Genomic DNA, 26,397 nt, shown 5'->3' with positions numbered 1-26,397 from the left:
CGGGCCAGGCCCAGCCGGACCTGGTTCTGGATCAGCTCGCCCACGCTGCGCAGCCGGCGGTTGCCGAAGTGGTCGATGTCGTCGACCTCGACGATGACCTCGCGGTCATTGGCGCCCGGCATCGACTCCTCGCCCGCGTGCAGGCGCACGATGTACTCGATCGTGGCGACGATGTCGTCCTCGGTCAGGGTGCCCTGCGAGATCTCCGAGTCGACCCCGAGCTTCTTGTTGATCTTGTAACGACCGACCTTGGCCAGGTCGTACCGCTTGGGGTTGAAATAGAGGTTCTCCAGCAGGGTCTGCGCCGACTCCTTGGTCGGCGGCTCACCCGGCCGCAGCTTGCGGTAGATGTCCAGCAGCGCGTCGTCCTGGCCGGCCGTGTGGTCCTTCTCCAGGGTCGCCCGCATCGACTCGTACTGGCCGAAGCGCTCGAGAATCTGCTCGCTGGTCCAGCCCAGCGCCTTGAGCAGCACCGTGACGGCCTGCTTGCGCTTGCGGTCGATGCGCACACCGACGCTGTCGCGCTTGTCGATCTCGAACTCCAGCCAGGCACCCCGCGACGGGATGACCTTGCAGCCGAACAGGTCCTTGTCGGACGTCTTGTCGACATTGCGTTCGAAGTAGACACCGGGCGACCGGACCAACTGCGAGACCACGACACGCTCGGTGCCGTTGATGATGAATGTGCCCTTCGGCGTCATGAGCGGGAAATCGCCCATGAACACCGTCTGGCTCTTGATCTCACCGGTGGTGTTATTGATGAACTCCGCCGTCACGAACATCGGGGCGGAGAAGGTCATGTCCTTGTCTTTGCACTCATCTACTGAGTACTTCGGCGGCTCGAATCGGTGGTCGCGGAACGACAAGGACATGGTCCCCGAGAAGTCCTCGATCGGACTGATCTCTTCGAAGATCTCTTCGAGGCCCGACTGAGTCGGGACGTCCTTGCGCCCGGCCTGGCGAGCCGCCTCTACCCGGGCCTTCCACTTCTCGTTTCCGAGCAACCAGTCGAACGACTCGGTCTGCAGAGCGAGAAGGTCAGGAACTTCGAGGGGCTCCTGGATGCGCGCGAATGACACGCGACGGGGACCAGCGGGTACGGCGGAGGCGTTGCGCGAGGCTGCCAACAGATGTCCTTCCGAGGGCTCGCGGCGGACTGACTACACGCACGCCAGACAACCTCGCAACGTGAGCAAGCATCGCGGGTCGTCAAAGGGCAGCGCAAAGGGGCAGTGTAGCCGAACGGCACACGCCTGTCCACTTCGCTCTCGCTGCATGCTCCACGTTGGTCGCAGCATCGCCCGTTCAGGCGGAAACGTCAAGCCCACAAGCCCGACTTTTAGCCGACTAGGGGCCCGGACGCTGGGTTTTCTCCCCTGTGTGACAGGTCGCCTACCGCCAGGCCCAAGACGATACCCGCGAACGGGGGCGGTTAACGCTCCGTCACACCGGGGGTCGAACCCATGCCGACAACCGGTGTATCTGTGACTGAGTTACCCGTTCCTAAGGCTTCGCTAAACCTGATTTTTGGTAACAATTGAAAGAAGCGGCGCGCCAGGGGCGTCAGGCGGTCCCCAACAGGGTCGACAGGTCGGCCACCAGCCAGCGCGATCCTTGCCGGACCATGACGAACCTGGCCCGGTTCTGAGTGAACTGTTGCCGTGGCGCGGTCTCACCCGCGACGTCCTTGACCGTACCCGTGTTCACGAACAGCAGAACCTCTACACGATCAGGCTCCGCGCGCTCGACCCCCGCCCCCGCCACGGTCACGGTCTGCACGATCTTCTGCGCCTTGGCCCTGGACACCAGGGACTTGGTCAGCTCCTTGTAGTGCGTGGTCAGCTCCCCTGTCGTGTGCGTGCCCGCCCGCGCCAGGTCCTCCTCCACCGTCCGATAGTCGTAAGAGAGCAGATCGGGCGCCACCTCCTTGGCCGCCGCCATGGCCTGCGTCCCCGCCGCGTCGGCCGCCCGCAGGTCGCGCAGGTTGAACCACATCGTGGGCACCAGCACTCCGGCCACCACCACGAGGATCGCCAGCAGCACGACCGTGATCGTCCTCACCTGGACCCCCACCACCCTCGACCACAGCGGGACCTCACGTCACCTGCACCGCCTTGGACACCAGCCAGGCGCCGCCGACCTTGGTCAGGTCCATCGACCACCGGTAGTACCGCTCCTGCGGCGGGCTCTTGGAGCCGTCCCAGCGGATCTCCACGTCGGCCACGACCAGCACCTTGGACGTGGCGCCGGCCAAGGAGACCAGCCCCGTCGCGCGCAGCACGCCGTGCTGGACGACCTTGTTCCCGACCGTGGTGGACTTGAGCTTGGCCGCGTTGGCCTCGTACTCCGCCCTGGCCGCCCCGGTCGAGGTGTCGAGGATGCGCCTGAGGTCGGCGTCGACGGTCTTGTAGTCGAGCGAGATCAGGTTCTTCGCGTGGGTCCCCGCGGCCAGGAGCGCGGCCTGCTTGTCGCCTGCCCTGCCCTGTTCTTCGCGCGCCTGCGCGGCGATCCACACGCCCGTACCGACCAGCACCGCGAGCACTCCGCTGAGTACGGCGATCAGGATGCGGGCGGGCCGGGCGGCAAGTCCTGCCACGTCGATCCCCCTTCTCCAGCCGGTCCGCCGGATCATAACCCCCGGCTCCGTCCTGGAACCCCTGAACCAACCGAGACGGTAAGGGACCGCCTCAGCCCCGGCGCGAATCGGGCAAGGAGCCCGGATCTCCCCGATATGCCTTCAGGCGGCCCTCAGCTGCCCGCTGAGCGCCCGGCACGGCCCCACCCACCGGATAGACCGGGGAGGCCGTTCGGGCAGAGCGGGGAGTCACTGTACGCCGTGGAGCCAGGCATTAACCAGGCGGGGATACTCCTCCAGCCAGTTACGGCCGCGTTCGTCCACGAACGACCCCTGCGGCGGGATCACGCCGTTGGCCGCCAGCCATGCCCCCGGCGGCTGCTGCGTGCGCCGGATCCGGTTACCGCTCGGCATGAGCTGCGGCGGGATCGGCGGCAGCGTGCCGGGATCGAGCCCCAGCTGGGCCTCGGCCTCCAGCTCGGAGAGGTCCTTCTCCTCCGACATGCCGATCGGGCCGTGCCTCCTGGCGTTGAGGAACTGCCGCACCACCGGCTCGTCGCTCGACAGCAGCATCTCCCGCGGGCCGAACATGACCAGCTCGCGCCGGAACAGCATCCCGATGCTGTCGGGGACCGTACGGGCGGTGTTGATGTCGTGCGTCACGATCAGGAACGTCGCCTCGATCTCGGCGTTGAGGTCGACGATGGTCTGGTTGAGCAGCGCGGTGCGGACCGGGTCGAGGCCGGAGTCGGGCTCGTCGAACAGGATGATCTCCGGATCCAGCACCAGCGCCCTGGCCAGCCCCGCCCGCTTGCGCATGCCGCCGGAGATCTCCCCGGGAAGCTTGGACTCCGCGCCGAGCAGGCCGACCAGCTCCACCTTCTCCATCACGACCTGGCGGATCTGCGACTCGGACTTCTTGGTGTGCTCGCGCAGCGGGAAGGCGATGTTGTCGTAGAGGTTGAGCGAGCCGAACAGCGCCCCGTCCTGGAAGAGCACCCCGAACAGCCGGCGCAGCTCGTAGAGCTTGTTCTCGTTGCAGTTGGCCAGGTCGTAGCCGTCGATCCAGATGTGGCCGCGATCGGGCCGCAGCAGGCCCACCAGCGTCTTGAGGAAGACCGACTTCCCGGTGCCCGAGGGGCCGAGCAGGACGGAGATCTCGCCCGCGGGGAGCGTGAGCGAGACGTCCTCCCAGATGACCTGCCGGCCGAACGACTTGGTCAACCCGTCGACCACGACTTCGACTCCCACTGGACACCTTCCGATCGCAGGCAGTATTCAGGGGCCTCTCCACCGTAACGACGGCCGGGCGAATTGGAACCCGTTCCAATAACTTGTTACGGCGCGGTTATGAGGCGGCCGGACCGGCGAGCGCCTGCAGGCCGGGCCGCAGCAGCCGCGCGATGTCCTCCGGGGGCACCCCGCGCAGCTCGTCGAGGTCGAGCAGCTGATGCCCGACGGTCACGCCGAGCATGATCGTCATCATCAGCGCCGCCCGCAGCCTCGCGTCCTCGCCCGGTACGGCCTGGGCCAGCCGGTCGATCTGCTCGCCCAGCACCTTGCGTGCCGACACGGCCGCCTCGGGGTGGGTGAGCATGGAGCGCATCATGGCCAGCGAGCTCTGGGGCAGCTCGCCCATCTTCAGGCCGAGCGTGCCGAGCAGCTGCTCGACCACCTCGTCGGCGTTCACCTCGTCGTGCGAGGCCGGCGCCACCCGCACGGCCCGCTGGAAGAGCTCCTGCTTGTTGCCGAAGTACTGCATCACGAGGGCGGGATCGACCTCGGCCCGCCCGGCGATGGCCCTGATGGTGGCCCGTTCGAACCCCACCTCGGCGAACAGCGCCCTGGCGGACTCCAGGATCCGCTCCTCGGTCCTGCGCCGCCGTTCGGCCCGCGGAAGCCCCTTCTCGCCCACGCCCTGACTCTACATGCGTTGACCCGCCCCGCCTTTTCGCTCTACGCTCGTTGAGTCAACGCCTGTTGAGTGAAATCGGAGGGATCCCTCATGTCCGTCGAAGAGATCGTCACCGCCTACCACGCGGCCATGCTCCACAAGTCCGCCGACGAACTGGCCGACCTCTACGCGCAGGACGCGCTGCACGAGTTCCCGTTCGGAGGGCTGGCCCCCTTCAAAGGGAGGGAGGAGGTCCGCGCCGGCTACCGGGCGATGTGGGGCGCCCTCCCGTTCGAACCCGACGAGGTACGCCGCGTATCGCTCCACCTGACGTCGGATCCTGAGGTCGTGCTGGTGGAGCAGGACACCCTGGTCACGGTCGCCGGGCAGTCGATCACGGTCCCGGGCCTCCTCGTGCTCAGGATCAGGAACGGCCGGATCATCCACACCCGGGACTACATGGACACCGGCGCCGTCTCCCAGGTCCGTGCCGCCACCGCCGCTCAGGGCTGAGTGAGGTCGAAGACCGTCGTCCCGCCGACCGTGGTGGCGGTGAAGTTCTCCTGCACCCAGGCGGCGATCTGGGCCGCGTCGTCGCTGCCGCCGGTGCCGCCGCCGCGTCCGCCCATCCCCATCCCCGTGCCGACGAAGTAATGGATCTTCTTCTCGGCGACGTACTGCTTGAACTGCTCCAGCGTCGGCGCGGGGTCGGTGCCGTTGAAGCCGCCCACCGCCATCACCGGCCGGCCACTGGCCAGCTGGTAGCCGGCCGCGTTGTTGGAGCCCACCGTCGCCGCCGCCCACGTGTACGCGGACGCGTCCGTCTTCAGCAGCGCGGTCAGCTCGGCGGCCGGCGTGCCCGCGTTGAGCAGCCCGCCCATGCCCCCACGCCCCATCCCACGGCCACCGGCGGGCGCCTGGAACGCCTGCCGGCCGGGCGACCAGCCGTTCCCGTTCCCTGGCAGCCCGCGGAACTGCTGTCCACCACCCCCAGGCCCGCCGCCTCCAGGCCCGCCTCCCCCGGGCCCGCCGAACCCCCTGCCGAAGCCACCGGTGGAGGGCCCCGCCGACGGGATCGCCCCGGTGTGCGCGGACGCCGCCGTGTCCACCGCGTACGCGGCCGGACCCGCCAAGGACGCCAGGCACGCCACCAGCGCGACGGCCACCACGACCAGGGCCCGGCGCGCGAACAACATCGCCAGCGCCGCCCCCAGCCCCGCCACCAGCACGGCCGCGCCCAGCCAGGAGTTCCACTCCGCGCTGCGCGACAGCAGCACGTACGACCACACCGCCGTCCCCGCCGTGATCACCGCCAGCAGCCGGTACGCCCGCCGCTCCCACAGGACGGCCGCCCCCATGCCCACGAGCACCGCGATCGACGGAGCCAGGGCCACGGTGTAGTACGCGTGGAAGATGCCCTGCATCAGGCTGAAGACCAGCCCGGTCACGATCAGCCAGCTCCCCCAGACCCAGAACGCGGCACGCACCGGATCGACCCGCGGCGCCCGCCGCGTGAACCAGGTGGCGGCGGCCAGCAGCGCCAGCGCCGCAGGAAGCAGCCAGGAGATCTGCCCGCCCGCCTCGGTGTCGAACAGCCGCAGCCACCCGGCCTGCTGGTTCAGATTGCCCAGCCCGCCGTAGTCGCCGCCGTTGAGCCGCCCGATCCCGTTGTAGCCGAGCGCCAGCTCCAGCACGCTGTTGGTCTGGGAGCCCCCGATGTACGGCCGCTCGGAGGCCGGCACCAGCGCCACCGCCAGCAGCCACCATCCGGCCGAGACCACCATGGCCACACCCGCCAGCGACAACTGCCACATCCGCCGCCAGAACGGCACCGGCGCCGTAAGGAGATAAACCAGCGCAAACCCCGGCAACACCAGGAACGCCTGCAACATCTTCGCCAGGAACGCGAACCCGATCGCGCTCCCCGCCAGCACCAGCCACCGCGTGGCCCCGCGTTCCTGCGCCCGCACCACGCAGTACCCGGCGGCCGTCAGCAGCAGCACCAGCATCGCGTCGGGGTTGTTGAACCTGAACATCAACACGGCCACCGGCGTCAGCGCCATCACGACCCCGGCCAGCAGCCCGGCCCACACGTTGGACAACCTGCGCACGGACGCGTAAACCAGCGCCACCGCGCCCACGCCCATGAGGGCCTGCGGAATGAGAATGGCCCAGGAATTGAGCCCGAACAGCCGCACGCTGAGCGCCATCGGCCACAAAGAGGCGGGCGTCTTGTCGACGGTTATCGCGTTCGCGGCGTCGGAGGACCCGAAAAAGAACGCCGTCCAGCTCTGGCTGCCCGCCTGCACGGCCGCGGAATAGAACGAATTTGCCCATCCGGAGGCGCCGAGACCCCAGATGTAGAGCACTCCGGTGCCTATGAGCAGGGCGGCCGGCGCCCAACGAGACTTCGCTTCGGTAACCACAGCTCGCACGCTAGGCAAGCCGCTTCGCGACGCGATGAGACGGACATGAGAATCTCCTGAGCGACGCCGCTCAGGGCACGAAAAAAGGGCGGCGGACATCCGGCACCAGGATGTCCCCGCCCCTTTTCAGCGAACAGAAACCGTCTTACTTGACGGTCACGGTGGCGCCGGCGCCCTCGAGGGCAGCCTTGGCCTTCTCCGCCTGCTCCTTGTTGACCTTGCCGTCGAAGACGGCCTTGGGAGCGCCGTCCACCAGGTCCTTGGCCTCCTTGAGGCCCAGGGACGTGAGGGCGCGGATCTCCTTGATGACCTGGATCTTCTTGTCGCCGGCAGCCTCGAGGATGACGTCGAACTCGTCCTGCTCCTCAACGGCCGGGGCCTCGGCGCCACCAGCGGGGGCGGCGGCGGCAACGGCGACGGGGGCGGCGGCCTTGACGTCGAAGACCTCTTCGAACTGCTTCACGAACTCGGACAGCTCGAGGAGGGTCATCTCCTTGAACGCGTCGAGCAGCTCGTCGGTGCTGAGCTTCGCCATGATGCTTTTTCCTTACGTTCGGGACTTGCTGAAACTAGAAACGGGACCGCGGGTGTTGCGGCAACCCCCGTGCTACTCGCCCGGCTCTTCGCGCTTCGCGCGCAGGGCTTCGGCCAGCTGAGCCATCTGCGTGGGCAGCGCGGCGAACACAGCAGCGGCAGCGCTCTGCTTCGCCTTGAGCGCGCCAGCAAGCTTCGCGAGGAGAACCTCACGGGACTCGAGGTCGGCGAGCTTGGTGATTTCGGTGGCGTCGAGCGTCTTGCCCTCGAGGACACCACCCTTGATCACCAGAAGGGGATTGGCCTTGGCGAAGTCACGCAGACCCTTGGCCGCCTCGACAACGTCGCCGTTGACGAAGGCGATCGCGGTCGGACCGGCGAGCAGGTCGTCGAGACCCGAGTAACCGGCCTGGTTGGCCGCGATCTTGGTCAGGGTGTTCTTCGCCACGGCGAACTTCGCATTCTCACCGAGAGACTTACGCAGCTCCTTGAGCTGCGCGACGGTGAGACCGCGGTACTCGGTCAGAACGGCGGCAGCGCTGCCTTCGAACTCACTCTTGAGCTCGGCAACCGCTGTCGCCTTATCCGCCCTCGCCATGGGCCTCCTTCCAGATGTGCCGCCGGCGAAGGCCCCAGAAATGAGAACAGCCCCGGGCGCAGGGCGCACACGGGGCTCACACACATGGATCAGACCATGTGGGAAACTCGCATCACACCTGCGCGGGCCGTCCACATGACGTGGATCCTTCGGTCGTCAGGCTTTGAGGCACCTGACGACGACCGGCGGTCTTTGGCAACGACCAGAGTACGTCCTGGCCGCCGAGTTTCCAAATCGTTCTCAGTTGGTCGTGCCCTTGGGGATCTCTCCGACCTGGTCGGCGGGCGGGGTCTCGATGGTGACCGGCTCGTTGAAGCCCTTGAAGAGCAGGGTGGCGTCCAGCGTGGCGCCCTCCTTGGAGCCGTTCAGCGCGAGCTTGCGCGGCAGCCCGTCGGCGGCCACCCAGATGTCGAACTTGACGTCCTTCAGCTCCGCCAGGCCCGTACGCGCCTGCTCCTGCTGGTCGGCGGGCAGCAGCTGCACGGCCGCGTCCACCGGGAACGTGCCGCTGTAGTGCGTGGTGTCCGTGCCGTTGACGCTCTCGTTGCCGGCCGACTTCACGTCCTGCGAAGCCGTGACGAGCTTGGTCACGTTGCCCAGGTCGAACTGCTGGATCTTGCCCAGGTAGTCGTTCACCTGGGACGAGTCGCCCATCTCACCGAGCGGGACCTTGATCCATGGCTTGGTCGCGCCCACCAGGTCCTTGAGCGCCTCGACCTTGACGTAGACGGTGTCGCCCTGCAGCACGGCGCGTACGCCGCCCGGCAGGCTCCTGCCGCCCATGTCGACGGTGTCCAGGGTGAGGTCCACGGCGAGCTGGGGCTTGCTCTGGTAGAGCATGCGCCCCTGCACCTTGCCGGAGCCCTCCTGCGGGTGCGTGACGTTCACCACGGCGTCGACCGTGTAGCTGGTGACCTCGGCGGTCTTCTGCGCGGCCTGCGCGAGCACCTCGGAGGCGGCCAGGTTGACCTGGATGGGCTGTGCGTTCGATCCACAACCGGCGACCGCCGCTACTACGAGCGCGGCACCGGCCGCGGTGAGTCCTATCGTGCGCTTCAGCATGTCTTGACCCTACGTTTAAGTGGCATCGCCGTAGCGACTTCCCCCTACAAATAAGGGAAAACCCAGGGTTATCCCCCACACACCTCACACATTCCCTTCACAACCCACCTCAGCCACACCGGACCAGCGCACACACACCGCCCACGCCGCCTGGCCGCGCCTCAAGCCCGATCCGGCGAACGCGCGCCGCCACCCGCCGTACGGAGTCAGGCGCCCAGGGGTGCGGCCGAGACGGTCGTGACGTCCTTCCACGCCGGAAGCCGGAGAGTGCAGCCGGGCGGGGTGACGGCGAGGACGCCCGCTGGATCCGGCCCAGGGCACGGCCGGACAGGGGTGGGCGGCCACGGACTGCCGCCGGAAAACGAAAGAGCCCCGCCCGAACCGGGCAGGGCTCAATCAGAAAAACGGTTACGCCTCGAGCTCGGCGGTGAGACCGCGGGTGAGGTTCGGGTCGACCGGGACGCCGGGGCCCATGGTCGTGGAGAACGTCACCTTCTTCAGGTAGCGCCCCTTGGCCGCGGACGGCTTGAGACGCAGCACCTCGTCAAGGGCGGCGGCGTAGTTCTCGATGAGCTGGCGCTCGCCGAACGACGTCTTGCCGATGATGAAGTGCAGGTTGGCCTGGCGGTCGGTGCGGAACTCGATCTTGCCGCCCTTGATCTCCGTCACGGCCTTGGCGACGTCGGGCGTCACCGTGCCGGTCTTGGGGTTGGGCATGAGACCACGCGGACCGAGCACGCGGCCCAGGCGACCCACCTTGCCCATCAGGTCGGGCGTGGCCACCACGGCGTCGAACTCGCCGAGCCGGTTGCCCTTGGAGATCTCGTCGATCAGCTCGTCGGCGCCGATGATGTCGGCGCCCGCCTCGCGGGCTGCCTCGGCACGCTCACCGGTCGCGAAGACCAGGACCCGGGCGGTCTTGCCGGTGCCGTGCGGGAGGTTGACCGTGCCGCGCACGATCTGGTCGGCCTTACGAGGGTCGACGCCCAGCCGCAGCGCGACCTCGACGGTGGCGTCGAACTTCGTGGTCGACGTCTCCTTGGCCAGCTTCGCTGCCTCGACGGGCGAGTAGAGCTTGTCGCGGTCGACCTTGGCGGCCGCGTCTTTGTGCGCCTTGCTGCGCTTCATTGCTAACTCCTAGTGGTCAGCGGGCCCGAGGGCCCTCCCACGATGTCTGGGAAAGGGTGTTACTCGGCGACGGTGATGCCCATCGACCGGGCGGTGCCGGCGATGATCTTCTCGGCCGCCTCGACGTCGTTGGCGTTGAGGTCGGGCATCTTCGTCTCGGCGATGCTGCGCAGCTGCTCGCGGCTGAGCTTGCCCACCTTGTCGCGGTGCGGGACCGCGCTGCCCTTGTCGAGACCGAGGGCCTTCTTGATCAGCTCGGGCGCCGGCGGCGTCTTCGTGATGAAGGTGAAGCTGCGGTCTTCGAAAATGGTGATCTCAACGGGGATGATGTTGCCCCGCTGGGACTCCGTCGCAGCGTTGTACTGCTTGACGAAGTCCATGATGTTGACGCCGTGGGGACCGAGCGCGGTACCCACCGGCGGCGCCGGGGTGGCCTGTCCAGCGGGGAGCTGGACCTTCACCAGAGCGGCGATTTTCTTCTTCGGAGGCATTTGTCCTTCTCCGGGTCCTGATTGCGATGCCTGTCAGGGCCAACGGATTGCAGCCCTGACACGTCGGAGGCCGCCCTACCAGCAAGAAACCTGCTCACTGGGCTGCCGCCCCAGGGCCGCACCTGGTGCGTCCGTAGCGGCAGTCCGCGCAGGTTTCTTGTTGGGCGATCAGGCGACCGACCGAACGTCTCAGTGTATGTGATTGTCCTAGATCTTCGAGACCTGGTTGAACGAGAGCTCCACCGGAGTCTCGCGGCCGAAGATCGAAACAAGGACCTTGAGCTTCTGCGACTCGGGGCTGATCTCGCTCACCGAGGCCGGCAGGGTGGCGAACGGGCCGTCCATGACCGTGACGGACTCGCCGATCTCGAACTCGACCGCGGGGCCGGCGCTGGCCTTGGCCGTGGCCTTCTTGGTCTCCTCGGTCGGCTCGGGGGCCAGCAGCTTGGCGACCTCGTCGAGGCTGAGCGGGCTCGGCTTGTTGGACAGGCCGACGAAGCCGGTCACGCCGGGCGTGTTGCGCACGGCGGCCCAGGACTCGTCGGTCAGCTCCATGCGCACCAGCACGTAGCCGGGCAGCACGCGCTCCTTGACCGGCACCTTCTTGCCGCTCTTGAACTCCTGGACGGTGTGCGTCGGCACCTCGACCTGGTAGATGTAGTCCTCCATGTTGAGCGACACGTTGCGGCTCTCGATGTTGGACTTCACGCGGTTCTCGTAACCGGCGTAGGAGTGGATGACGTACCACTCACCGGGCAGGCCACGCAGCGAGCTCTTGAACTCTTCGACGGGGTCGACGTCGGGAAGCACCGTCTCGTCCTCGACGGCGGAAGCCTCGACTTCGGCTGCCTCGTCGCTCTCCGCGACCTCGGCCCCCTGGAGCGCCGCCTCGGCGGCCTCCTCAGCGGCCTCTTCCAGCTCGTCGCCCCACTCCTCGCGGGAGTCGTCCCGCTCGTCGCGAGACTCGCCGGCCGGAATTGAAGACTCGGACACGGTGACTCTTCCTCTTTCGTCGTATCGAACTGGCGACTCCGTCAGCTTGTCACCGGAGACGGCTGGATCAGCTGCCGCCGAAGACCTTGAGGACTGCCCATCCCAGGGCGCTGTCGAGCCCGTACACGATCGCCACCATGATCAGAACGAATACCAGAACGACCGTGGTGTAGGTGATGAGATCCTTGCGTGTCGGCCAGATGACCTTGCGGAGCTCGTTGACGACCTGCCGATAGAAAAGGGCAGGTGAAGTGCGTGTCTTCTTTTCGCCACTCGGCTTGCCTGCGGTCTCGCCGCGCGTGTCGATCGCCACAGTCCTCACCTGAAATCTGTCGTATCCGACGCAGTTATGCGGCGCGCTTACACGCCATTATTGCGCGGACCGCACTCGCAGGGCACGAGGGACTCGAACCCCCAACCGCCGGTTTTGGAGACCGGTGCGCTACCAATTGCGCCAGTGCCCTATGTCGTTAGACCAGACTACCCTGATCGACCCACTGCATGGACCGAACCGCTCGGCGACATGCTGTGCGGAAGGACCGATCGAAAGCATACGGGTGATTGCCGGGTACGTCGAACCCAATCCCGATCGCCCTGGTCACCGACCACATGGGACCATGGACCCATGTCCACCCGACCCCGCGTCTCCGCGAGAATCTCCGCTATTTCCGAGTCCGCCACGCTCGCCGTGGACGCCAAGGCCAAGGCGATGAAGGCGGCCGGGCGGCCCGTCATCGGCTTCGGCGCGGGCGAGCCCGACTTCCCGACGCCCGGCTACATCGTGGAGGCGGCGATCCAGGCGGCCCGCGAGCCCCGCTTCCACAAGTACACGCCGGCGGGCGGCCTGCCCGAGCTCAGGCAGGCCATCGCCGACAAGACCCGGCGCGACTCCGGCTACGCGGTCGAGGCGTCGCAGGTGCTGGTGACCAACGGTGGCAAGCAGGCGGTCTACGAGGCGTTCGCGACGCTGCTCGACCCGGGTGACGAGGTCCTGGTCGTGGCGCCCTACTGGACCACCTACCCCGAGGCGATCAAGCTCGCCGGCGGGGTGCAGGTCGACGTCGTGGCCGACGAGTCCACCGGCTACCTGGCGACCGTCGAGCAGCTGGAGGCCGCGCGCACCGAGCGGACGAAGGTCCTGCTGTTCGTCTCGCCGTGCAACCCGACGGGCGCCGTCTACTCCCGCCAGGAGACGACCGCGATCGGCCGCTGGGCGGCCGAGCACGGCCTGTGGGTCGTCACCGACGAGATCTACGAGCACCTCGTGTACGGCGGCACCGAGTTCACCAGCATCGCCACGGCCGTGCCCGAGCTGGGCGACCGGGTCGTGATCCTCAACGGCGTGGCCAAGACGTACGCGATGACGGGCTGGCGCGTGGGCTGGCTGATCGGCCCCGCCGACGTCGTCAAGGCGGCCACCAACCTGCAGTCCCACGCCACCTCCAACGTCGCCAACGTGTCCCAGATGGCCGCGCTGGCCGCCGTGTCCGGCGACCTGTCGGCGGTGGCCGAGATGCGCACGGCGTTCGACCGGCGCCGCCAGACGATGGTCCGGATGCTCAACGAGATCCCGGGCGTGTTCTGCCCGGAACCGAAGGGGGCGTTCTACGCGTACCCATCGGTCAAGGACCTGATCGGCAAGGAGCTGCGCGGCAAGCGGCCCCAGTCGTCCGGCGAGCTGGCCGAGCTGATCCTGGAGGAGGCCGAGGTGGCGGTGGTGCCGGGCGAGGCGTTCGGCACGCCGGGCTACTTCCGCCTGTCGTACGCGCTGGGCGACGACGACCTGGTCGAGGGCGTCAGCCGCCTGGCCAAGCTGCTGTCAGAGGCCCACTAGCCGGTTCAGCGTGACCGGTCCAGGCCGACGCCGGCGGCGATGTGCCTGATCTGGGCCGCCAGGCCGGGCGTCGCGGCGATGTAGACCGCGGTGCCCGGCCGCTCCAGCCACATGAAGTTGCGCACGCCGGTGCGCGTGGTCCAGCGCAGCGCCGGCATGCCCTTGTACGCCGTCAGCGACGACTTGGCGACCAGCGTGACGAACTCGTCGGCGGTCCGCGCCCCGCAGACGACGCCGACGTACATCTGCTCGTCCTCGCGCCGCCAGATGAGGCCCTTGACCTCGAGCGGCCGGGTGAGCGACCCCAGGCGGGCGAACGAGCCCACCCTGGCCAGCCCCTCGGGCATGGCGGGCAGCTCCACCCTGGTCTGGCCGCAGGTCAGCGCGGTGCCCTTGTGCGCGGCGTGCGCGGACGGCGGCGGTGTGCCGATCGCCTCGGGCACGGGCAGGTCGTCGGCACCGCACCCGCCGAGCGCGAACATGAGGAGCACCGCTGCCAGACGCCGCATCGACCCCCCAGAGCCACCCGGACCAAGAAACGCACGGAAAAGGCTCCTAGTCTCCTACAGGACTCTTGACTGAGGCGGCAATTGCCACCAGTTCGCCGCCGAGGGAGTCGCTGACCCTGATCCAGGCTCCCGTGCCCGGACGTTCGAGCCAGACGATCATCCGGCCCCCGTCCGGATGCCTGCCGACCACGGCGGCCCGGCCGCGTACGGTGATGGGGCGGGCGTCGAGGAGTGCGGTCCTCCTGGCGTAGCCCGCCCAGTCGGCGGCGGGCTCGACCTGGGCCTCCACGAACCGCCCGCCCGAGCCGAACCTGGCCCACGCCCCCTTCGGCTCGACGGCTCCCCCGCCGCTGCGCTCCAGCCCCGCGGGGAGGTAGGTGAGCCAGAGATCGTCGGAGACCACCGCCAGGGTGGCCTCGGCGACGGTGGCCCCGACCATGACAGGGCTCTCCACAGGGGCCGGGCGCGGGCGCCCGAACCCCGAGGAGAAGAGCGCGTAGATGACCAGGGAGGTCACCGCGCACGCGAGTGCCGTGAGCGCCGCCCGCCCGCCCTGGCCGATGCCAGAAGGCGCCTCAGGGATCATGCAAGGTTGATCCCCCGTTCGGCCTCATCCGTACCGCGCGTTCAGCCGGTCGCGCGGATGCCCTCCGCGATCTTCTTCGCCTCGGCGGGGCCGTCCACGTCCTTGACGTAGTCGGGGCTGAGGCACACCTCGACCGCGAGCCCGTCGCGCAGCTTCCAGGCGATCGTGAGCGTGCCGTCCGCGCCGTCCGGCACGATCTCGCCGCCCTCGCCGAGCGTCGCCAGGCGCGCCTTCAGGCCGCCGCCGAGGTCCACGACCTCGGCGCCGTCCTTGGGGAAGCGGGCGACGGCGCTCTTGGCGGCCGCGTCCTCGAACACGATCACCTGTACGGAGTAGTGCCCCGGCTCATTGCCCGGCTTGTCGAAGGTGGTGGTGTAGCTGCGCTTGCCGAACCCGTCCTTGCCCGACCACTTGCCCCATTCGAGCCCATCCGGCAGGTAATCGAGGCGGATGCCGCCGAACTCCCGCCCGTCGCCCAGATCGCCCAGGTCCTGCGGCATGGTGGCCGGCGGCGGCTCCAGGGTGAGCTCGACCTGGCTGCCGGGCGCGACCTGCTGCCCGGCCGCGGGCTTCTGACCTGCCACCCGGTCGTTCCGCGCCTCCGTCGCCGCCAGGCCGGCCAGCAGTCCGGCCGCGCGCAGGGTTTCGGTCGCCTCGGTGGCGGTCTTGCCCGTCACGTCGGGCACGGTCACGTCCTCCTGCATCACTGCCCGGTTCTGGCCGCTCGCGGCGTTCCCGCCGGCGGGTTCCCCGGAGTTCAGCGCCACGGGCACGGCCACCGCCACGGCCGCCGTGACGAGCGCCGCGCCCGCCACGCGAAACCGGAGCACGCGGGAGCGGTTGCGGCGCCGTACGGACCCGCCCAGGTCCGGCGGGGCCTGCACGCCGGCGACGTGTGCCGCCATGGCGTCCGTGAGCTCGTCCTCGATCGTCATCTGGTCACTTCCTCTGCGAGAGTCATGTTTTCGCGGATCCTGGCGAGCCCCCGCGCCGCCTGGCTCTTCACCGTCCCGACCGAGCAGCCGAGCAGGGCGGCCGTGTCGTGTTCCGTCTGGTCCTCCCAGTAGCGCAGGACGAGCACGGCCCGCATCCTGGGCGGCAGCCTGCGCAGCTCCCTGATGAGCGCGTCGCGCAGGTCGAGGTCGGGCGAGTCGGCGGCCGTCTCGGGCGGCCGGGCGAAGGTGATCTCCTGCACGATCTTGCGTCGCCGCGCCTTGCTGATCGCCGCGTTCACGACGACCTTGCGCGCGTACGCCTCGGGGTTGTCGCGCCTGATCCGCGCCCAGTGCCGGTAGACCTTCTCCAACGCGTGCTGCACCAGGTCCTCGGCGTCGTGCACGGTCGCGCCGCAGACCAGGATCGCGGTGCGCAGCAGCGAGGTGCTGCGGGCGGCCAGGAACTCGTCGAAGGCCGCTTCATCGTCATCTGTCATGAGCGAGGGTCCCCTTTCGCCCTCCCCAACGCGCGAAGCGGTCCCGGGGTTGAGTGGCAAGATATGCAAATGGCAAGGCCCCTGAACACGCTGCCCAAGGCACATCTGCACCTGCATTTCACCGGATCGATGCGGCATTCCACGCTTATCGAGCTGGCCAGGGAGCAGGGGCTGCACCTGCCGGACGCGCTGGAGCAGGACTGGCCGCCCAAGCTGCGGGCCACCGACGAGCGCGGGTGGTTCAGGTTCCAGCGGCTGTACGACATCGCCAGGTCCGTCCTGACCCGTCCCGAGTACGTCTACCGGCTGCTGCGCGAGACGGCCGAGGACGAGGCGGCGGCCGGGTCGCGGTGGCTGGAGATCCAGGTGGACCCGTCGGGTTACGCGCAGCGGTTCGGCGGGCTGACGGCGACGCTGGAGCTGACGCTGGACGCGGCCCGCCTGGCCGCCGAGCACGCGGGGATCGGGATCGCGGTGGTCGTGGCGGCCAACAGGACGCGCCACCCGCTCGACGCGAACACGCTGGCCAGGCTCGCCACCCAGTACGCCGGCAAGGGCGTGGTGGGGTTCGGGCTGTCCAACGACGAGCGGCGGGGCGAGGCGAGGGACTTCGAGCGGGCGTTCAGGATCGCCAAGCGGGGCGGGCTGCTGTCCGTGCCGCACGGGGGCGAGCTGCTGGGCCCGCGGAGCGTGTCGCAGTGCGTGGACGACCTGGACGCCGACCGGGTCGGGCACGGGGTGCGGGCGGCGGAGGACGAGCGGCTGATGCACCGGCTGGCCGACCGGCAGATCTGCTGCGAGATCTGCCCCACCTCCAACGTGGGGCTGGGGGTGGCCGAGCGGGCCGCCGACGTGCCCCTGCGACGGCTGTTCGACGCGGGGGTGCCGATCGCGCTGGGCTCCGACGACCCGCTGCTGTTCGGCGCGCGGCTGCTGCGCCAGTACGAGCTGGCCAGGGAGGTCTACGGCTTCAGCGACGCGGAGCTGGCCGAGCTGGCCCGCCAGTCCCTACGGTCCTCCGCGGCCCCGGAGCCGGTGCGCAAGGAGCTGCTCGCGGGCGTGGACGAGTGGCTGACCAGCTCGCCCTCCCCGAATGACGCGGCGATCTCATCCCCCGAGTGACGTGGCGATGCGGACGGCCTCTTCCCGGGTCTTGACGCCTTCCAGGCGGTAGTTCAGCGTGTCCTGCTGCCAGATGAGGGTGGGGCCCGCCTGGCGCAGCGGGATCTCGGTGCCGTCCTGGCGGTTGAGGTAGCCGAGGGGGTGCGCCCCCTTGATCCACCACGCCTGGTAGGGCCCGACCTTGGTGTAGTCGGGCCAGGGCGGGCCGAGCTTCTTGAAGAACGCCGGGTCGAGGCCGCCGTCGAACTGGTCGAGCCGGACGCCGCCCGGCCAGAACATCGACACGACCCGGCCCCGGTCGGCGACCGTGACGCGCTCGGGCTCGCCGAGCGCCTTCGGCGTCCTGACCTGGAACTTCACCTCGGCCTTGAGAGCGTCCGCGTCCACGGGGTGCTCGTACGGCAGGGGCGTGACGGCGGTGACGACCTTCGGCGGTGTGTCGCCGATGCGGAGCTCGATCCCGGCGAACCGCAGGATCCGCACCACCGCCGCCCGTCCCTGGGGGGTCGCGGCCGTGATCGCGATGACGACGAGGACGACGGCCGTGACGACCTTCCACCTCGCCCGCCGGCGGCGCCGCGCCGGGGTGTGCGGCCGTTCTGGAGTGCTGACGGGGCCGGGCGCCTCGCCCGGAGCAGGCTCGATGCGGGCGCGTACGGCGGCGGCGACGTCCGCGGGCGGCGGGCTGGGGACGTCGATGAGGTCGCCGAGCGCCAGCAGTTCGGACTCCAGGTCGTCGAAAGGCTCACGCGAGTTCATTGCCCACCTCCTCCCTCAGCCGGGCCAGCCCCCGATGCGTGCTGGACTTGACGGTGCCCACGGGCCAGTCGAGCACCTGCGCCGTCTCCGCCTCGGTCAGCTGTAAGAAATACCGGCAGACGACGGCCTGACGTTCCCGCTCGGGCAGCCGGCGTACCGCCTCCAGCAGGCGGGAGCGCCGGTCGGTGGCGACCGCGGTGCCCTCGGGGTCGTCGGGCGCGGCCACGGACGCCGTGACGCTCAGCCGTAAGGCCAGCTCGGAGCGGCGCCCCCGGGACCGGGTCAGGTTGTGGGTCTCGTTGGCCACGATCCGCAGCAGCCACGGCCGGAACGGCGCGTCCCTGCGGAAGCCGGGCAGGTGCCGGTACGCCTTGACGAACGCCTCCTGCACCACGTCCTCGGCCTCGTCCCCCGCCCCCAGCATGAAAGCGGTACGGTGAGCGAGCGCGCTGTAACGGGCGACCAGCACCTCATAGGCCGCCTGGTCTCCCGCGAGCGAGCGCTCGATCGCCTCGTCGTCGTCCATGGCGAGTCAGATTCCACCCCATCCGAGGTGCCCCGGGGAAGGGTCTTTCGCGTATCGGGTGAACGTCACCGTTGATCGGGGCACTAGACTCGGGCAATCCATGAGCCCCCCGAGAAGGAACGGGACTATGTCTGGGTATGACCGTGTAGTGCAACCGGCGGCCGGTGACGAGGCCCTGGAGAACCACCTGGGTGGGGACGAGGCCAAGAACTATCGGCAGTACGAGTTCGACATGGTCGCCCCGCATGTCGGCCGTTCGATGCTGGAGATCGGCTCGGGCCTCGGCCACTTCGCCGAGCAGTTCCTGCCGCGCCTCGACCGGCTGGTCGTGAGCGACTTCGACCCCTACTGCGTCGAGCAGCTCGAAAAGCGGTTCGCGGACCGCGACGAGATCGACGTCCTGCAGTTCGGGCTGCCGACCGACATCCCGCTCCAGGACAAGGTCGACACCGTCGTCATGATGAACGTCCTGGAGCACATCGAGGACGACGCCGGGGCGCTGCGCTCGCTGGCCAGGGTCACGCTGCCGGGCGGGCGGATCATCATCTGGGTGCCCGGCTACATGCAGCTCTACGGGGACTTCGACCGCAAGGTGGGCCACGTCCAGCGCTACACGCCCAAGACGCTCGGCGCGGCGGTCGCCAAGGCGGGCCTGGACGTCGAGGTGCTCAAGCCGATCAACTTCCTGGGCGGCATCGCCTGGTGGGCCGCCGTGCGCCGGGGCGGCGTCGGCTACCCCGACCCGCGCCTGGTCAAGATCTACGACCGTACGGTGGTCCCGACGACCCGCTTCATCGAGCGGTTCATCAGGCCACCGTTCGGCCAGACGGTCTTCTGCGTGGCACGGGTGCCCAGCCCCAAGGCGTAAGGGCTACTTGATCGACCCGGCCGTGAGGCCGCCCACCACCTTCCGCTCGATCAGCGCGAAGAGGATGATCACCGGGATGGTGGCGATCACGGACCCGGCGAACAGGTTCTGCCAGTCCACCTGGTACTGACCGATGAACGAGTTGAGTGCCACCGTGAGCGGCTGGTTCTCCGGGGTCGTGGTCAGGGTCAGGGCGACCACGAACTCGTTCCACGCGGCGATGAAGGTGAAGATCAAGGCCGTGATGACGCCGGGCATGGCCAGCGGCAGCGTGATCCTGAACAGCGCGCCGAAGCGGCCGTTCCCGTCGATGAACGCGGCCTCCTCCAGCTCGCGCGGGATCGAGGCGAAGTACGCGTTCAGGATCCACACCGCGAACGCCAGGTTGAACCCGCCGTTGACGAGGATCAGCGACCAGATCGAGTCCACCAGCCCGAACTGGAAGAACTCGCGGTAGATGCCGACCAGCATGGCCGTGGGCTGGAACATCTGGGTGATCAGCACGAGGATCAGGAACGCCGTGCGGCCCCTGAAGTTGTGCCTGGCCGAGTAGTACGCGGCGGGCAGCGCCACCAGGAGCACCAGCACGGTCGAGCCGCCGGCGACCTTGAGCGTCACCCACAGGTTGCCGGCCAGGCCGCTGGTCCAGAAGTTGGCGAGGTTCGACCACACCCACTCCTTCGGCCAGAACGACACCTCACGCAGGGACTCCTGTGAGCGCAGCGAGGTGAGCAGCATCACCACGTACGGGAACAGGAAGACGAACGAGATGACGTACGCGGCGGCCGCGACGAGCACGGTCTTGAGGCGCGGCATCCTGCGCCGCGCCGGCGGCCTGACGTGCTGACGCGGCCTGGTGGCCTGTGACGGCAGGGTGTTGACGGCCATCACGCCACCTCCTTGTTCCAGCGGGAGACCCTGAGGAAGATCATGGTCAGGATGATCACCATGCCGAAGTTGACGACGGACATGGCCGCCGACTCTCCGATGTTCGAGCCCTTGAGGATGAACATGAGGATCGTCGAGGTGGCCGTGGAGTAGCCCGGCTGGCCGTGCGTCATGGCCCAGATGATCGGGAAGCTGTTGAAGACGTTCATGACGTTGATCAGCGCCGCGACGGTGAGCGCGGGGCGCAGCAGCGGCAGCGTGATCGACCAGTACGTCCGGAACCGTCCGGCTCCGTCCATCGTGGCCGCCTCGTAGACGTCGGCGGGGATCGTCGCCAGCCCGGCCAGCAGCGCGTACGTGGTGAACGGCACCGACACGAAGACCGCCACGAACACCAGCCACGGCATCGCCGTGGAGGCGTCGCCGAGCTGGTCGGCCGAGGCCCCGCCCATCGCGTCGATCAGCCCCAGTTTCAGCCGGATCTGGTTGATCACGCCGACCTCGGGGTCGAGCATCCACTTGAAGATGATCGCCGTCATCAGCACCGACGCGGCCCACGGCGCGATCAGCGCCCACCGGGCCGCCTTGCGCAGCGGGAAGCTCTGGTTGAACAGCTGGGCGAGGGCCAGCGAGATCAGCACGGTGAGCGCGACGACCGCGACCACCCAGATCACGCTGCGGACCATGATGTCGCCGAAGTCCTTCTCGGCGAACAGCTTGTCGTAGTTCGCGAAGCCGTTGCCCCCCTGGACCACGCCGAACCGGCTGATCTTGAGGAACGACGATCTGATCATCTCGATCACGGGCCAGAGCACGACCAGCGCGATGAGCACCACGGCGGGCCCGACCCACGCGAGGGGTTCCAGGGCGCGCAACCTTCTCATGAGCAACCTTCCAAGACGGTGCGGCCGGCCCCGGTGAGAGCGCCGGCCGCACGGGCCCCCGACGGATCAGCCGGCCGCTTCGGCGGTCTTCTGCAGCTCACCGAGGACCTTGGCCGGGTCGTCCTTGACGGCCCCGCCGATGGTCTGCTTGATCGCCGGGTTCACCTCGGCCCACTTGGGGTCCTGGAACGGGTAGAAGCTGGCGTTGGGCAGCGCGTCGAGGAACGGCTTGAGCTTCTCGTCACTCGACAGCTTCTGGATGCCGCCGTTGGTGACGGGCAGCAGCTTGTACGTGTCGGAGATCTTCTGGGCGGCGCTGCCGGTGTAGAAGAAGTCGAAGAACTTCTTGATCTCGGCGGCGTGGCCGTTCTTGTTGAACGCCATGATCCAGTCCATGACGCCGAGCGTGGTGTCGAGCGGGCCGCTCTTGCCGGGGATCGGCGCGACGCCGTAGTTCTTCAGCCCGGCCGCGTCGAAGATCGGGATGGACATGGGGCCGCCGTTGACCATGCCGACCTTGCCCGCGCCGAAGTCCTCCCAGACCGTCTTACGGTCCTTGGTGCCCGGGTTGGGGGTGGTCAGGCCCGCGTCGACCAGGCCCTTCATGTACGTGAACGTCTCGACGTTCTGCGGCGAGTTGATCGCCCACTTACCGGAGGCGTCCTTGTAGCCGCCGCCGTTGCCCAGCATCCACAGGAACGACTCGCCCTGGGCCTCCTCCTGGCCGAGAGGCAGGCCGAACGGCTGCGTGACGCCGGCCTTCTTCAGCTTCTCGGCATCGGCCTTCAGCTCGTCCCACGTCTTCGGCGGCTCGGCGATGCCGGCCTTCTGGAACAGGTCCTTGTTGTAGAACAGCGCCCGCGCGGAGGAGACGAACGGGATGCCGTACGCGGTGCCGTCGACCTTGCCGAACTCGGCGAACTTCTGCAGCATGTCGCCCGAGACGTTCGGCGACAGCACCTCGTCCACCTTGTAGAGCAGCCCGTCCTTGACGAAGCCGGAGTAGTCGCCGGTCTGCAGGATGTCGGGCACCTGGCCGTTCTGGACCATGGTGGCGACCTGCTTGTCGATGTCGTTCCAGTTGATGACCTGGACCTCGACCTTGATGTTCGGGTTGGCCGCCTGGAACTCGTCCACGACGCCCTTCCAGAACGTCTCGCCTGAGTTCGGCTTGCCGGGGCCGTCGCCGTAGTCGGCGGCGACCATCTTCAGGGTGACCGGCCCGCCGCCCGACGCCTGCGTGTTGCCTCCGCCGCCGCCGGAACCGCCGGAGCCGCAGCTGGACAGGACCAGCATCGTGGCAAGGCCGAGAGCGGCGCCGCCCACAAGCTTCATGTTCACTGGAGATACCGCCTTCTCGTCGGACGGGTGCTGGTCCGTACCAGCTGACGGACCCCGTCCTGGGGGATGGGGCACGTGAGCGTACAGCTCGACGCGTTTGCGCAAGCGTAAGCCTGGATTAGCGAGCCGGTCTATACCGGCTCGTATCAGTTTGAAAACGTCCAGGGCGTCAAACCCTCACAACCGGTCTAGACCGGGCGTCAGAGGATTTTTCTCCGGACGCTCTCCCCGCCCTGCGGCGTGCCGATCCACGGCCCCTCGATGGAGGGGTCGAGGATGCCCTCCTCGACGAACTCGTAGCGGCCGTCGAGCACGTAGCCGGCCAGCCGCACGTCACCGGCGTCGCTGTTGTCCCAGAGCCGGTCGAACAGCGCGTCGACGCGGCGTCGTGCCTGGTGGCAGAAGGTGTCGGCGAGCTCGTACGGGCGGCGCCCGAGGTCCCTGGAGTCCTCCTCGGCCTTGACGCACACGGCGGTCATGGCGAACAGCTCGGCCCCGATGTCCACGAGCCTGCCGAGGAACGACTGCTTGTGCTCCAGCCGGCCCTGCCACCGGGACATGCCGTAGAAGGTGGACCGCGCCAGCTTGCGGCTGGTCCGCTCCACGAAGCGCAGGTGCGCGGCCAGCGGGCCGAAGTCGCCGTACGACGTGGGCAGGTTGCCGGTGCCGGCCACCAGCGTGGGCAGCCACTTGGCGTAGAAGCGACTGGCCCGGCGCAGGGCCTGGGCGCGCTCCTGGCGGGAGGCCTCCGGGTTGATCAGCTCGCCGGCGGCCGACAGGTGCGCGTCCACCGCCTCCCGGGTGATCATCAGGCGCATGATCTCCGAGGAGCCCTCGAAGATGCGGTTGATGCGGGAGTCGCGCAGCATCTGCTCGGCGGGCACGCCGCGCTCGCCGCGCGCCACCAGCGACTCGGCGGTCTCGTAGCCGCGCCCTCCCCTGATCTGGACCAGTTCGTCGAGCGCCTGGTACGACAGCTCCGACGCGTACAGCTTGGCCAGCGCCGCCTCGATCCTGATGTCGTTGCGCTGGTCGTCGGCCAGGCGGCTGGTGAGCTCGCAGAGGGCTTCGAGCGCGTACGCGGTCGCGGCGATGAACGCGATCTTCGTGGCCACGGCCTCGTGCTGCCCGACCTTGCGCCCCCACTGCACGCGCTCGTTGCCCCACTCGCGGGCGATCTTGACGGCCCACTTGGCGTTGCCCGCGCAGGTGGCCGGCAGTGACAGGCGGCCGGTGTTCAGCGTGGTCAGGGCGATCTTCAGGCCCTGCCCCTCGCGCCCGATCAGGTTCTTGGCCGGCACCCTGACCTGGGAGAACTCGGTGACCCCGTTCTCGATGCCGCGCAGTCCCATGAAGCCGTTGCGTCGCTTGACCGTGATGCCGGGAGAGTCCGCCTCGACCACGAACGCGCTGATCTTCTTGCCGGTCCTGGCCATGACCACCAGGAGGTCGGCGACGACGCCGTTGGTCGTCCACAGCTTGACGCCGTCGAGCACGTAGTCGTCGCCGTCGCGGACGGCGGTCGTGGACAGCCGTGCCGGGTCGGAGCCGACGTCGGGCTCGGTCAGCAGGAACGCGGAGATCTCGCCCGCCGCGCACCTCGGCAGGAACTCCCGCTTCTGCTCTTCGGTGCCGAACAGCTTGAGCGGCTGCGGCACCCCGATCGACTGGTGCGCCGACAGCAGCGTGGCCAGCGCCGGGCAGTACGAGCCGACGAGTATGAGCGTGCGGCAGTAGTACAGGTAGGGCAGCCCGAGCCCGCCGTACTCCTCGCCGATCGTGATGCCGAAGGCCCCGAGCCCCGCGAGCCCCTTGACCACCTCGTCGGGCACCTGCGCGGTCCGCTCGATGAGCGCGGGGTCGACATGGGCGTCGAGGTAGCGCCGCACCGCCCTGACGAACTCCTCACCTCGCTTGGTCGCCTCGTCGGACAGCGCCGGCACGGGGTACACCAGATCCAGCCGGAAGTCGCCGAGGAAGAGTTGCTTGGCGAAGCTGGGCCGCGTCCACTCCTTCTCGCGGGCCTGCTCGCCGACCTCCCTGGATTCCGCGTACTTGGCGTGCTCGGTCATAGCACCTCCCGACGATGCGCCGTTCTGTGCTAGGAGTACTGCCCGCCTGACGGCGCCATGCGCCGTTTATAGCTGGATTTTGTACGAACGGCGAGCATTCGCGGTCAGAGCCCCGATCGCCACCAGGGCGAGCACGGCCGGCACCACGAGGTAGCCGCCGCAGAACGCCAGCGCCACGAACGACAGCCCGGCGCCGACCACGGCCGTGTTCCGGTGCCGCCCCGCGGGCAGCATCCGCACGGCCGCCACCACCCCGGCCGCCGTGACGGCGGCCAGGCACGCCGAGGTGGCCCGCATGAGCAGGTCCAGGTCCACCGCCCACACCAGCACGGGCACGCTGAGCACGGCGAGCAGCCCCAGGCTCCGGTACGGCGTCTCACCCGGCGCCCCGCCCTTGGCGAACCAGCCCGGCAGCGCCCCGTCCCTGGCCATGGCCGCGCCCAGCCGGGAGGCCCCGGCCAGGTAGGTGTTGACCGCCCCGAAGGTCAGCAGCACGGCCACCACCCCGGTGACCGGCCGGGCGGCCGGGCCGAGGCCGGTCTCCAGCATGGCGGTGAGCGGCACGCCGGTCATGCCAGGGCCGAGCACGCCGACGGAGGTGACCGACACGCCCACGTACAGGATCCCGACCACGACGAGCGTCACCGCGGTGGCCCTGACCAGGACGGCCCCCTTGCCGGCGAACTCGGCCGACAGGTGGCCGGCCGCCTCCCAGCCGACGAAGGCGAACAGGAGCACGCCGGCCGCGTCCGCCACGCCCGCGGCACCGTACGGGGCGAAGGGGACGAAGTTTCCCGGATCGGCATGCGGCGCGGCGGTGACCACGGCCGTGGCCAGCAGCGCGACGAGCAGGACGACGAAGCCGATCTGCAGCCGCCCCGAGGTGCGCAGGCCGGCGGCGTTGGCGGCGAAGGCGGCTCCCAGGATCAGGCCGGCGGCCAGGGTGGCGTCCATGCCCAGCGTGGCCTCGACGTACCGGCCGCCGACCAGCGCGCCCGCCACGGTGCCGATGGGGACGGCGCCGTAGAACCACCAGCCGACCACGGCGGCGGCCTGCCTCCCGAACGCGAGCCCGGCGACGCTCGCCACTCCCCCGCCGTCGGGGTATCTGGTGCCGAGCGCGGCGAAGGTCAGCGCGACGGGGACGCTCAGCGCGAGCAGCCCGGCCCAGGCCAGCACGGACGCGGGCCCCGCGGCAGCGGCGGCGAGGTGCGGCAGCACCAGCATCCCCGGCCCCAGGACCGCTCCCACCAGCAGGGCCGTGCCGTGTCCTGCGCCTATGCGATGTTCCGTCATGCCGCTGAAACTAGTGCACTCATTCGGCCCTAACCCATGCTGGCCGAACGAATGGCCGGAACTTCGTGAGAACATCCACACATGGACGAACTTGATGCGGAAATCGTGCGGCTGCTCCAAACGGATGCGCGGCAGTCCAACCGCGAGCTGGCCCGGCAGCTCGGCGTCGCGCCCTCGACCTGCCTGGAGCGGGTCAGGTCGCTCACCCGGCGCGGCGTCATCCGCGGCTACCACGCCGACATCGACCCGGCCGCGCTCAACCGGAGCGTGCAGGCCATGGTGTCGGTCCAGGTGCGCCCGCTGAGCAGGCCGGTGATCAACGCGTTCAAGTCGTCGGCGGCGGCGATGCCGGAGGTGCTCAGCGTGTTCGTGCTGGCGGGCGGGGACGACTTCCTCCTGCATGTGGCGGTGCCGGACCTGGACCACCTGCACTCGTTCCTGCTCGACCGGCTGAGCAAGCGCAAGGAGATCGTCGGCTTCCGCACGTCGGTGATCTTCCAGCAGGTGCACAACACCGTCCCGGAGCGCCTGACCTGACTTTCGTCAGGGGTGGTACTGGACGGTCGGCCGATCCGGAAG

Annotated in this window: 28 protein-coding genes, 1 tRNA gene and 1 pseudogene; 5 read left to right on the top strand and 25 right to left on the bottom strand. The window is 68.9% G+C overall.

Annotation, left to right across the window (positions count from 1 at the left end; all coding sequences use genetic code 11):
• The 5 genes and pseudogenes from ABZS69_RS54480 to ABZS69_RS54460 form a co-directional block, all read right to left on the bottom strand.
• Window positions 1–1,127, bottom strand: a pseudogene (locus ABZS69_RS54480) (DNA-directed RNA polymerase subunit beta); the annotation flags it as partial.
• Between the two features lie 436 nt (window positions 1,128–1,563).
• A complete protein-coding gene (locus ABZS69_RS54475; protein WP_355389083.1) occupies window positions 1,564–2,061 on the bottom strand; it encodes a hypothetical protein in 498 nt (165 codons plus the stop codon).
• Window positions 2,062–2,095: 34 nt separating this feature from the next.
• Window positions 2,096–2,596, bottom strand: coding sequence for a hypothetical protein (locus tag ABZS69_RS54470; RefSeq protein WP_355389081.1), 501 nt, complete (start codon window positions 2,594–2,596; stop codon window positions 2,096–2,098).
• 228 nt (window positions 2,597–2,824) lie between these two features.
• On the bottom strand, window positions 2,825–3,826 hold the full coding sequence (locus ABZS69_RS54465) for an ABC transporter ATP-binding protein (RefSeq protein WP_355389079.1): 1,002 nt from the start codon (window positions 3,824–3,826) through the stop codon (window positions 2,825–2,827).
• Between the two features lie 97 nt (window positions 3,827–3,923).
• Window positions 3,924–4,490, bottom strand: a complete 567-nt coding sequence (locus ABZS69_RS54460) for a TetR family transcriptional regulator (protein WP_355389077.1) — start codon at window positions 4,488–4,490, stop codon at window positions 3,924–3,926.
• Between the two features lie 90 nt (window positions 4,491–4,580).
• Between ABZS69_RS54460 and ABZS69_RS54455 the strand changes: the two genes are divergently transcribed.
• Window positions 4,581–4,982, top strand: coding sequence for a nuclear transport factor 2 family protein (locus ABZS69_RS54455; protein ID WP_355389075.1), 402 nt, complete (start codon window positions 4,581–4,583; stop codon window positions 4,980–4,982).
• On the opposite strand, the gene ABZS69_RS54450 is transcribed toward ABZS69_RS54455, so the two are convergent.
• The 9 genes from ABZS69_RS54450 to ABZS69_RS54410 all read right to left on the bottom strand — a co-directional run bounded on the left by ABZS69_RS54450 (window position 4,973) and on the right by ABZS69_RS54410 (window position 12,165).
• The gene (locus ABZS69_RS54450; protein WP_355389073.1) at window positions 4,973–6,895 is read right to left on the bottom strand and encodes a glycosyltransferase family 39 protein; all 1,923 of its coding nucleotides are present in this window, start codon (window positions 6,893–6,895) and stop codon (window positions 4,973–4,975) included. The two genes, ABZS69_RS54455 and ABZS69_RS54450, sit on opposite strands and share 10 nt — an antisense overlap.
• 145 nt (window positions 6,896–7,040) lie before the next feature.
• Complete coding sequence (rplL, locus tag ABZS69_RS54445; RefSeq protein WP_350733420.1) at window positions 7,041–7,430, bottom strand: 50S ribosomal protein L7/L12; 390 nt, start codon at window positions 7,428–7,430, stop codon at window positions 7,041–7,043.
• 72 nt (window positions 7,431–7,502) lie between these two features.
• The gene (gene rplJ / locus ABZS69_RS54440; protein WP_355389071.1) at window positions 7,503–8,027 is read right to left on the bottom strand and encodes a 50S ribosomal protein L10; all 525 of its coding nucleotides are present in this window, start codon (window positions 8,025–8,027) and stop codon (window positions 7,503–7,505) included.
• Between the two features lie 240 nt (window positions 8,028–8,267).
• Window positions 8,268–9,089 (bottom strand): LppX_LprAFG lipoprotein, encoded by an 822-nt coding sequence (locus ABZS69_RS54435; protein ID WP_355389069.1) that lies wholly within the window; start codon window positions 9,087–9,089, stop codon window positions 8,268–8,270.
• 408 nt (window positions 9,090–9,497) lie between these two features.
• On the bottom strand, window positions 9,498–10,217 hold the full coding sequence (rplA, locus tag ABZS69_RS54430; protein ID WP_355389068.1) for a 50S ribosomal protein L1: 720 nt from the start codon (window positions 10,215–10,217) through the stop codon (window positions 9,498–9,500).
• 59 nt (window positions 10,218–10,276) lie between these two features.
• Window positions 10,277–10,708, bottom strand: coding sequence for a 50S ribosomal protein L11 (rplK, locus tag ABZS69_RS54425; protein WP_355389066.1), 432 nt, complete (start codon window positions 10,706–10,708; stop codon window positions 10,277–10,279).
• A 207-nt stretch (window positions 10,709–10,915) separates the two neighbouring features.
• Window positions 10,916–11,701 carry a transcription termination/antitermination protein NusG gene (nusG, locus tag ABZS69_RS54420; RefSeq protein WP_355389064.1) on the bottom strand — a complete coding sequence of 262 codons (786 nt, stop codon included), beginning with the start codon at window positions 11,699–11,701 and terminating at the stop codon, window positions 10,916–10,918.
• A gap of 67 nt (window positions 11,702–11,768) precedes the next feature.
• Window positions 11,769–12,014, bottom strand: a complete 246-nt coding sequence (gene secE, locus ABZS69_RS54415) for a preprotein translocase subunit SecE (RefSeq protein ID WP_355389062.1) — start codon at window positions 12,012–12,014, stop codon at window positions 11,769–11,771.
• Between the two features lie 78 nt (window positions 12,015–12,092).
• A tRNA-Trp gene (locus ABZS69_RS54410) sits at window positions 12,093–12,165 on the bottom strand.
• 161 nt (window positions 12,166–12,326) lie between these two features.
• Between ABZS69_RS54410 and ABZS69_RS54405 the strand changes: the two genes are divergently transcribed.
• On the top strand, window positions 12,327–13,535 hold the full coding sequence (locus ABZS69_RS54405) for a pyridoxal phosphate-dependent aminotransferase (RefSeq protein WP_355389060.1): 1,209 nt from the start codon (window positions 12,327–12,329) through the stop codon (window positions 13,533–13,535).
• Window positions 13,536–13,540: 5 nt separating this feature from the next.
• Here the strand turns inward: ABZS69_RS54405 and ABZS69_RS54400 are convergent, their stop codons facing one another.
• The 4 genes from ABZS69_RS54400 to ABZS69_RS54385 are packed head-to-tail and all read right to left on the bottom strand — an operon-like array spanning window position 13,541 to window position 16,062.
• Complete coding sequence (locus ABZS69_RS54400; protein ID WP_355389058.1) at window positions 13,541–14,044, bottom strand: hypothetical protein; 504 nt, start codon at window positions 14,042–14,044, stop codon at window positions 13,541–13,543.
• 46 nt (window positions 14,045–14,090) lie between these two features.
• Window positions 14,091–14,630: a hypothetical protein gene (locus tag ABZS69_RS54395; RefSeq protein ID WP_355389056.1), complete on the bottom strand. Its 540-nt coding sequence runs from the start codon at window positions 14,628–14,630 to the stop codon at window positions 14,091–14,093.
• A gap of 41 nt (window positions 14,631–14,671) precedes the next feature.
• Window positions 14,672–15,565 carry a PASTA domain-containing protein gene (locus ABZS69_RS54390; RefSeq protein ID WP_355389054.1) on the bottom strand — a complete coding sequence of 298 codons (894 nt, stop codon included), beginning with the start codon at window positions 15,563–15,565 and terminating at the stop codon, window positions 14,672–14,674.
• The gene (locus ABZS69_RS54385; RefSeq protein WP_355389052.1) at window positions 15,562–16,062 is read right to left on the bottom strand and encodes a SigE family RNA polymerase sigma factor; all 501 of its coding nucleotides are present in this window, start codon (window positions 16,060–16,062) and stop codon (window positions 15,562–15,564) included. Before ABZS69_RS54385 ends, ABZS69_RS54390 begins: the two co-directional genes overlap by 4 nt.
• Before the next feature lie 69 nt (window positions 16,063–16,131).
• Here ABZS69_RS54385 and ABZS69_RS54380 point away from each other — a divergent pair, with 69 nt between their 5' ends.
• Window positions 16,132–17,184: an adenosine deaminase gene (locus ABZS69_RS54380; protein ID WP_355389050.1), complete on the top strand. Its 1,053-nt coding sequence runs from the start codon at window positions 16,132–16,134 to the stop codon at window positions 17,182–17,184.
• On the opposite strand, the gene ABZS69_RS54375 is transcribed toward ABZS69_RS54380, so the two are convergent.
• Entirely contained in the window at window positions 17,170–17,943 is a 774-nt protein-coding gene (locus ABZS69_RS54375) for a hypothetical protein (RefSeq protein WP_355389048.1), read from the bottom strand. The genes ABZS69_RS54380 and ABZS69_RS54375 overlap by 15 nt on opposite strands.
• Window positions 17,930–18,469, bottom strand: a complete 540-nt coding sequence (locus tag ABZS69_RS54370; RefSeq protein WP_355389046.1) for an RNA polymerase sigma factor — start codon at window positions 18,467–18,469, stop codon at window positions 17,930–17,932. Before ABZS69_RS54370 ends, ABZS69_RS54375 begins: the two co-directional genes overlap by 14 nt.
• Before the next feature lie 127 nt (window positions 18,470–18,596).
• Between ABZS69_RS54370 and ABZS69_RS54365 the strand changes: the two genes are divergently transcribed.
• Entirely contained in the window at window positions 18,597–19,337 is a 741-nt protein-coding gene (locus ABZS69_RS54365) for a methyltransferase domain-containing protein (protein ID WP_355389044.1), read from the top strand.
• Between the two features lie 3 nt (window positions 19,338–19,340).
• On the opposite strand, the gene ABZS69_RS54360 is transcribed toward ABZS69_RS54365, so the two are convergent.
• The 5 genes from ABZS69_RS54360 to ABZS69_RS54340 form a co-directional block, all read right to left on the bottom strand.
• Window positions 19,341–20,225, bottom strand: a complete 885-nt coding sequence (locus tag ABZS69_RS54360; protein ID WP_355389042.1) for a carbohydrate ABC transporter permease — start codon at window positions 20,223–20,225, stop codon at window positions 19,341–19,343.
• Entirely contained in the window at window positions 20,225–21,109 is an 885-nt protein-coding gene (locus ABZS69_RS54355) for a sugar ABC transporter permease (RefSeq protein ID WP_355389040.1), read from the bottom strand. Before ABZS69_RS54355 ends, ABZS69_RS54360 begins: the two co-directional genes overlap by 1 nt.
• A gap of 66 nt (window positions 21,110–21,175) precedes the next feature.
• Window positions 21,176–22,444 carry an extracellular solute-binding protein gene (locus ABZS69_RS54350; RefSeq protein WP_355389089.1) on the bottom strand — a complete coding sequence of 423 codons (1,269 nt, stop codon included), beginning with the start codon at window positions 22,442–22,444 and terminating at the stop codon, window positions 21,176–21,178.
• 206 nt (window positions 22,445–22,650) lie between these two features.
• Window positions 22,651–24,522, bottom strand: a complete 1,872-nt coding sequence (locus ABZS69_RS54345; protein WP_355389038.1) for an acyl-CoA dehydrogenase family protein — start codon at window positions 24,520–24,522, stop codon at window positions 22,651–22,653.
• Window positions 24,523–24,588: 66 nt separating this feature from the next.
• Window positions 24,589–25,818, bottom strand: a complete 1,230-nt coding sequence (locus ABZS69_RS54340) for an amino acid permease (protein WP_355389036.1) — start codon at window positions 25,816–25,818, stop codon at window positions 24,589–24,591.
• An 81-nt stretch (window positions 25,819–25,899) separates the two neighbouring features.
• On the opposite strand from ABZS69_RS54340, the gene ABZS69_RS54335 reads away from it, so the two are divergent.
• The gene (locus ABZS69_RS54335) at window positions 25,900–26,355 is read left to right on the top strand and encodes an Lrp/AsnC family transcriptional regulator (protein WP_355389035.1); all 456 of its coding nucleotides are present in this window, start codon (window positions 25,900–25,902) and stop codon (window positions 26,353–26,355) included.
• The last annotated feature ends 42 nt before the right edge of the window (window positions 26,356–26,397 follow it).

The organism is Nonomuraea sp. NPDC005650, assembly GCF_040605375.1.
GTDB lineage: Bacteria > Actinomycetota > Actinomycetes > Streptosporangiales > Streptosporangiaceae > Nonomuraea.
The sequence above is the reverse complement of the archived record's forward strand: the minus strand, read 5'-3'. Positions and strand labels throughout refer to the sequence as shown.

Coding starts and splice junctions, on each gene's coding strand:
- ABZS69_RS54455 (WP_355389075.1), top strand. CDS start 4,581: ATGTCCGTCGAAGAGATCGTCACCGCCTACCACGCGGCCATGCTCCAC.
- rplL (WP_350733420.1), bottom strand. CDS start 7,430: ATGGCGAAGCTCAGCACCGACGAGCTGCTCGACGCGTTCAAGGAGATG.
- rplJ (WP_355389071.1), bottom strand. CDS start 8,027: ATGGCGAGGGCGGATAAGGCGACAGCGGTTGCCGAGCTCAAGAGTGAG.
- ABZS69_RS54435 (WP_355389069.1), bottom strand. CDS start 9,089: ATGCTGAAGCGCACGATAGGACTCACCGCGGCCGGTGCCGCGCTCGTA.
- rplA (WP_355389068.1), bottom strand. CDS start 10,217: ATGAAGCGCAGCAAGGCGCACAAAGACGCGGCCGCCAAGGTCGACCGC.
- rplK (WP_355389066.1), bottom strand. CDS start 10,708: ATGCCTCCGAAGAAGAAAATCGCCGCTCTGGTGAAGGTCCAGCTCCCC.
- ABZS69_RS54405 (WP_355389060.1), top strand. CDS start 12,327: ATGTCCACCCGACCCCGCGTCTCCGCGAGAATCTCCGCTATTTCCGAG.
- ABZS69_RS54400 (WP_355389058.1), bottom strand. CDS start 14,044: ATGCGGCGTCTGGCAGCGGTGCTCCTCATGTTCGCGCTCGGCGGGTGC.
- ABZS69_RS54395 (WP_355389056.1), bottom strand. CDS start 14,630: ATGATCCCTGAGGCGCCTTCTGGCATCGGCCAGGGCGGGCGGGCGGCG.
- ABZS69_RS54390 (WP_355389054.1), bottom strand. CDS start 15,565: ATGACGATCGAGGACGAGCTCACGGACGCCATGGCGGCACACGTCGCC.
- ABZS69_RS54385 (WP_355389052.1), bottom strand. CDS start 16,062: ATGACAGATGACGATGAAGCGGCCTTCGACGAGTTCCTGGCCGCCCGC.
- ABZS69_RS54380 (WP_355389050.1), top strand. CDS start 16,132: ATGGCAAGGCCCCTGAACACGCTGCCCAAGGCACATCTGCACCTGCAT.
- ABZS69_RS54375 (WP_355389048.1), bottom strand. CDS start 17,943: ATGAACTCGCGTGAGCCTTTCGACGACCTGGAGTCCGAACTGCTGGCG.
- ABZS69_RS54370 (WP_355389046.1), bottom strand. CDS start 18,469: ATGGACGACGACGAGGCGATCGAGCGCTCGCTCGCGGGAGACCAGGCG.
- ABZS69_RS54365 (WP_355389044.1), top strand. CDS start 18,597: ATGTCTGGGTATGACCGTGTAGTGCAACCGGCGGCCGGTGACGAGGCC.
- ABZS69_RS54360 (WP_355389042.1), bottom strand. CDS start 20,225: ATGGCCGTCAACACCCTGCCGTCACAGGCCACCAGGCCGCGTCAGCAC.
- ABZS69_RS54355 (WP_355389040.1), bottom strand. CDS start 21,109: ATGAGAAGGTTGCGCGCCCTGGAACCCCTCGCGTGGGTCGGGCCCGCC.
- ABZS69_RS54350 (WP_355389089.1), bottom strand. CDS start 22,444: ATGAAGCTTGTGGGCGGCGCCGCTCTCGGCCTTGCCACGATGCTGGTC.
- ABZS69_RS54345 (WP_355389038.1), bottom strand. CDS start 24,522: ATGACCGAGCACGCCAAGTACGCGGAATCCAGGGAGGTCGGCGAGCAG.
- ABZS69_RS54340 (WP_355389036.1), bottom strand. CDS start 25,818: ATGACGGAACATCGCATAGGCGCAGGACACGGCACGGCCCTGCTGGTG.
- ABZS69_RS54335 (WP_355389035.1), top strand. CDS start 25,900: ATGGACGAACTTGATGCGGAAATCGTGCGGCTGCTCCAAACGGATGCG.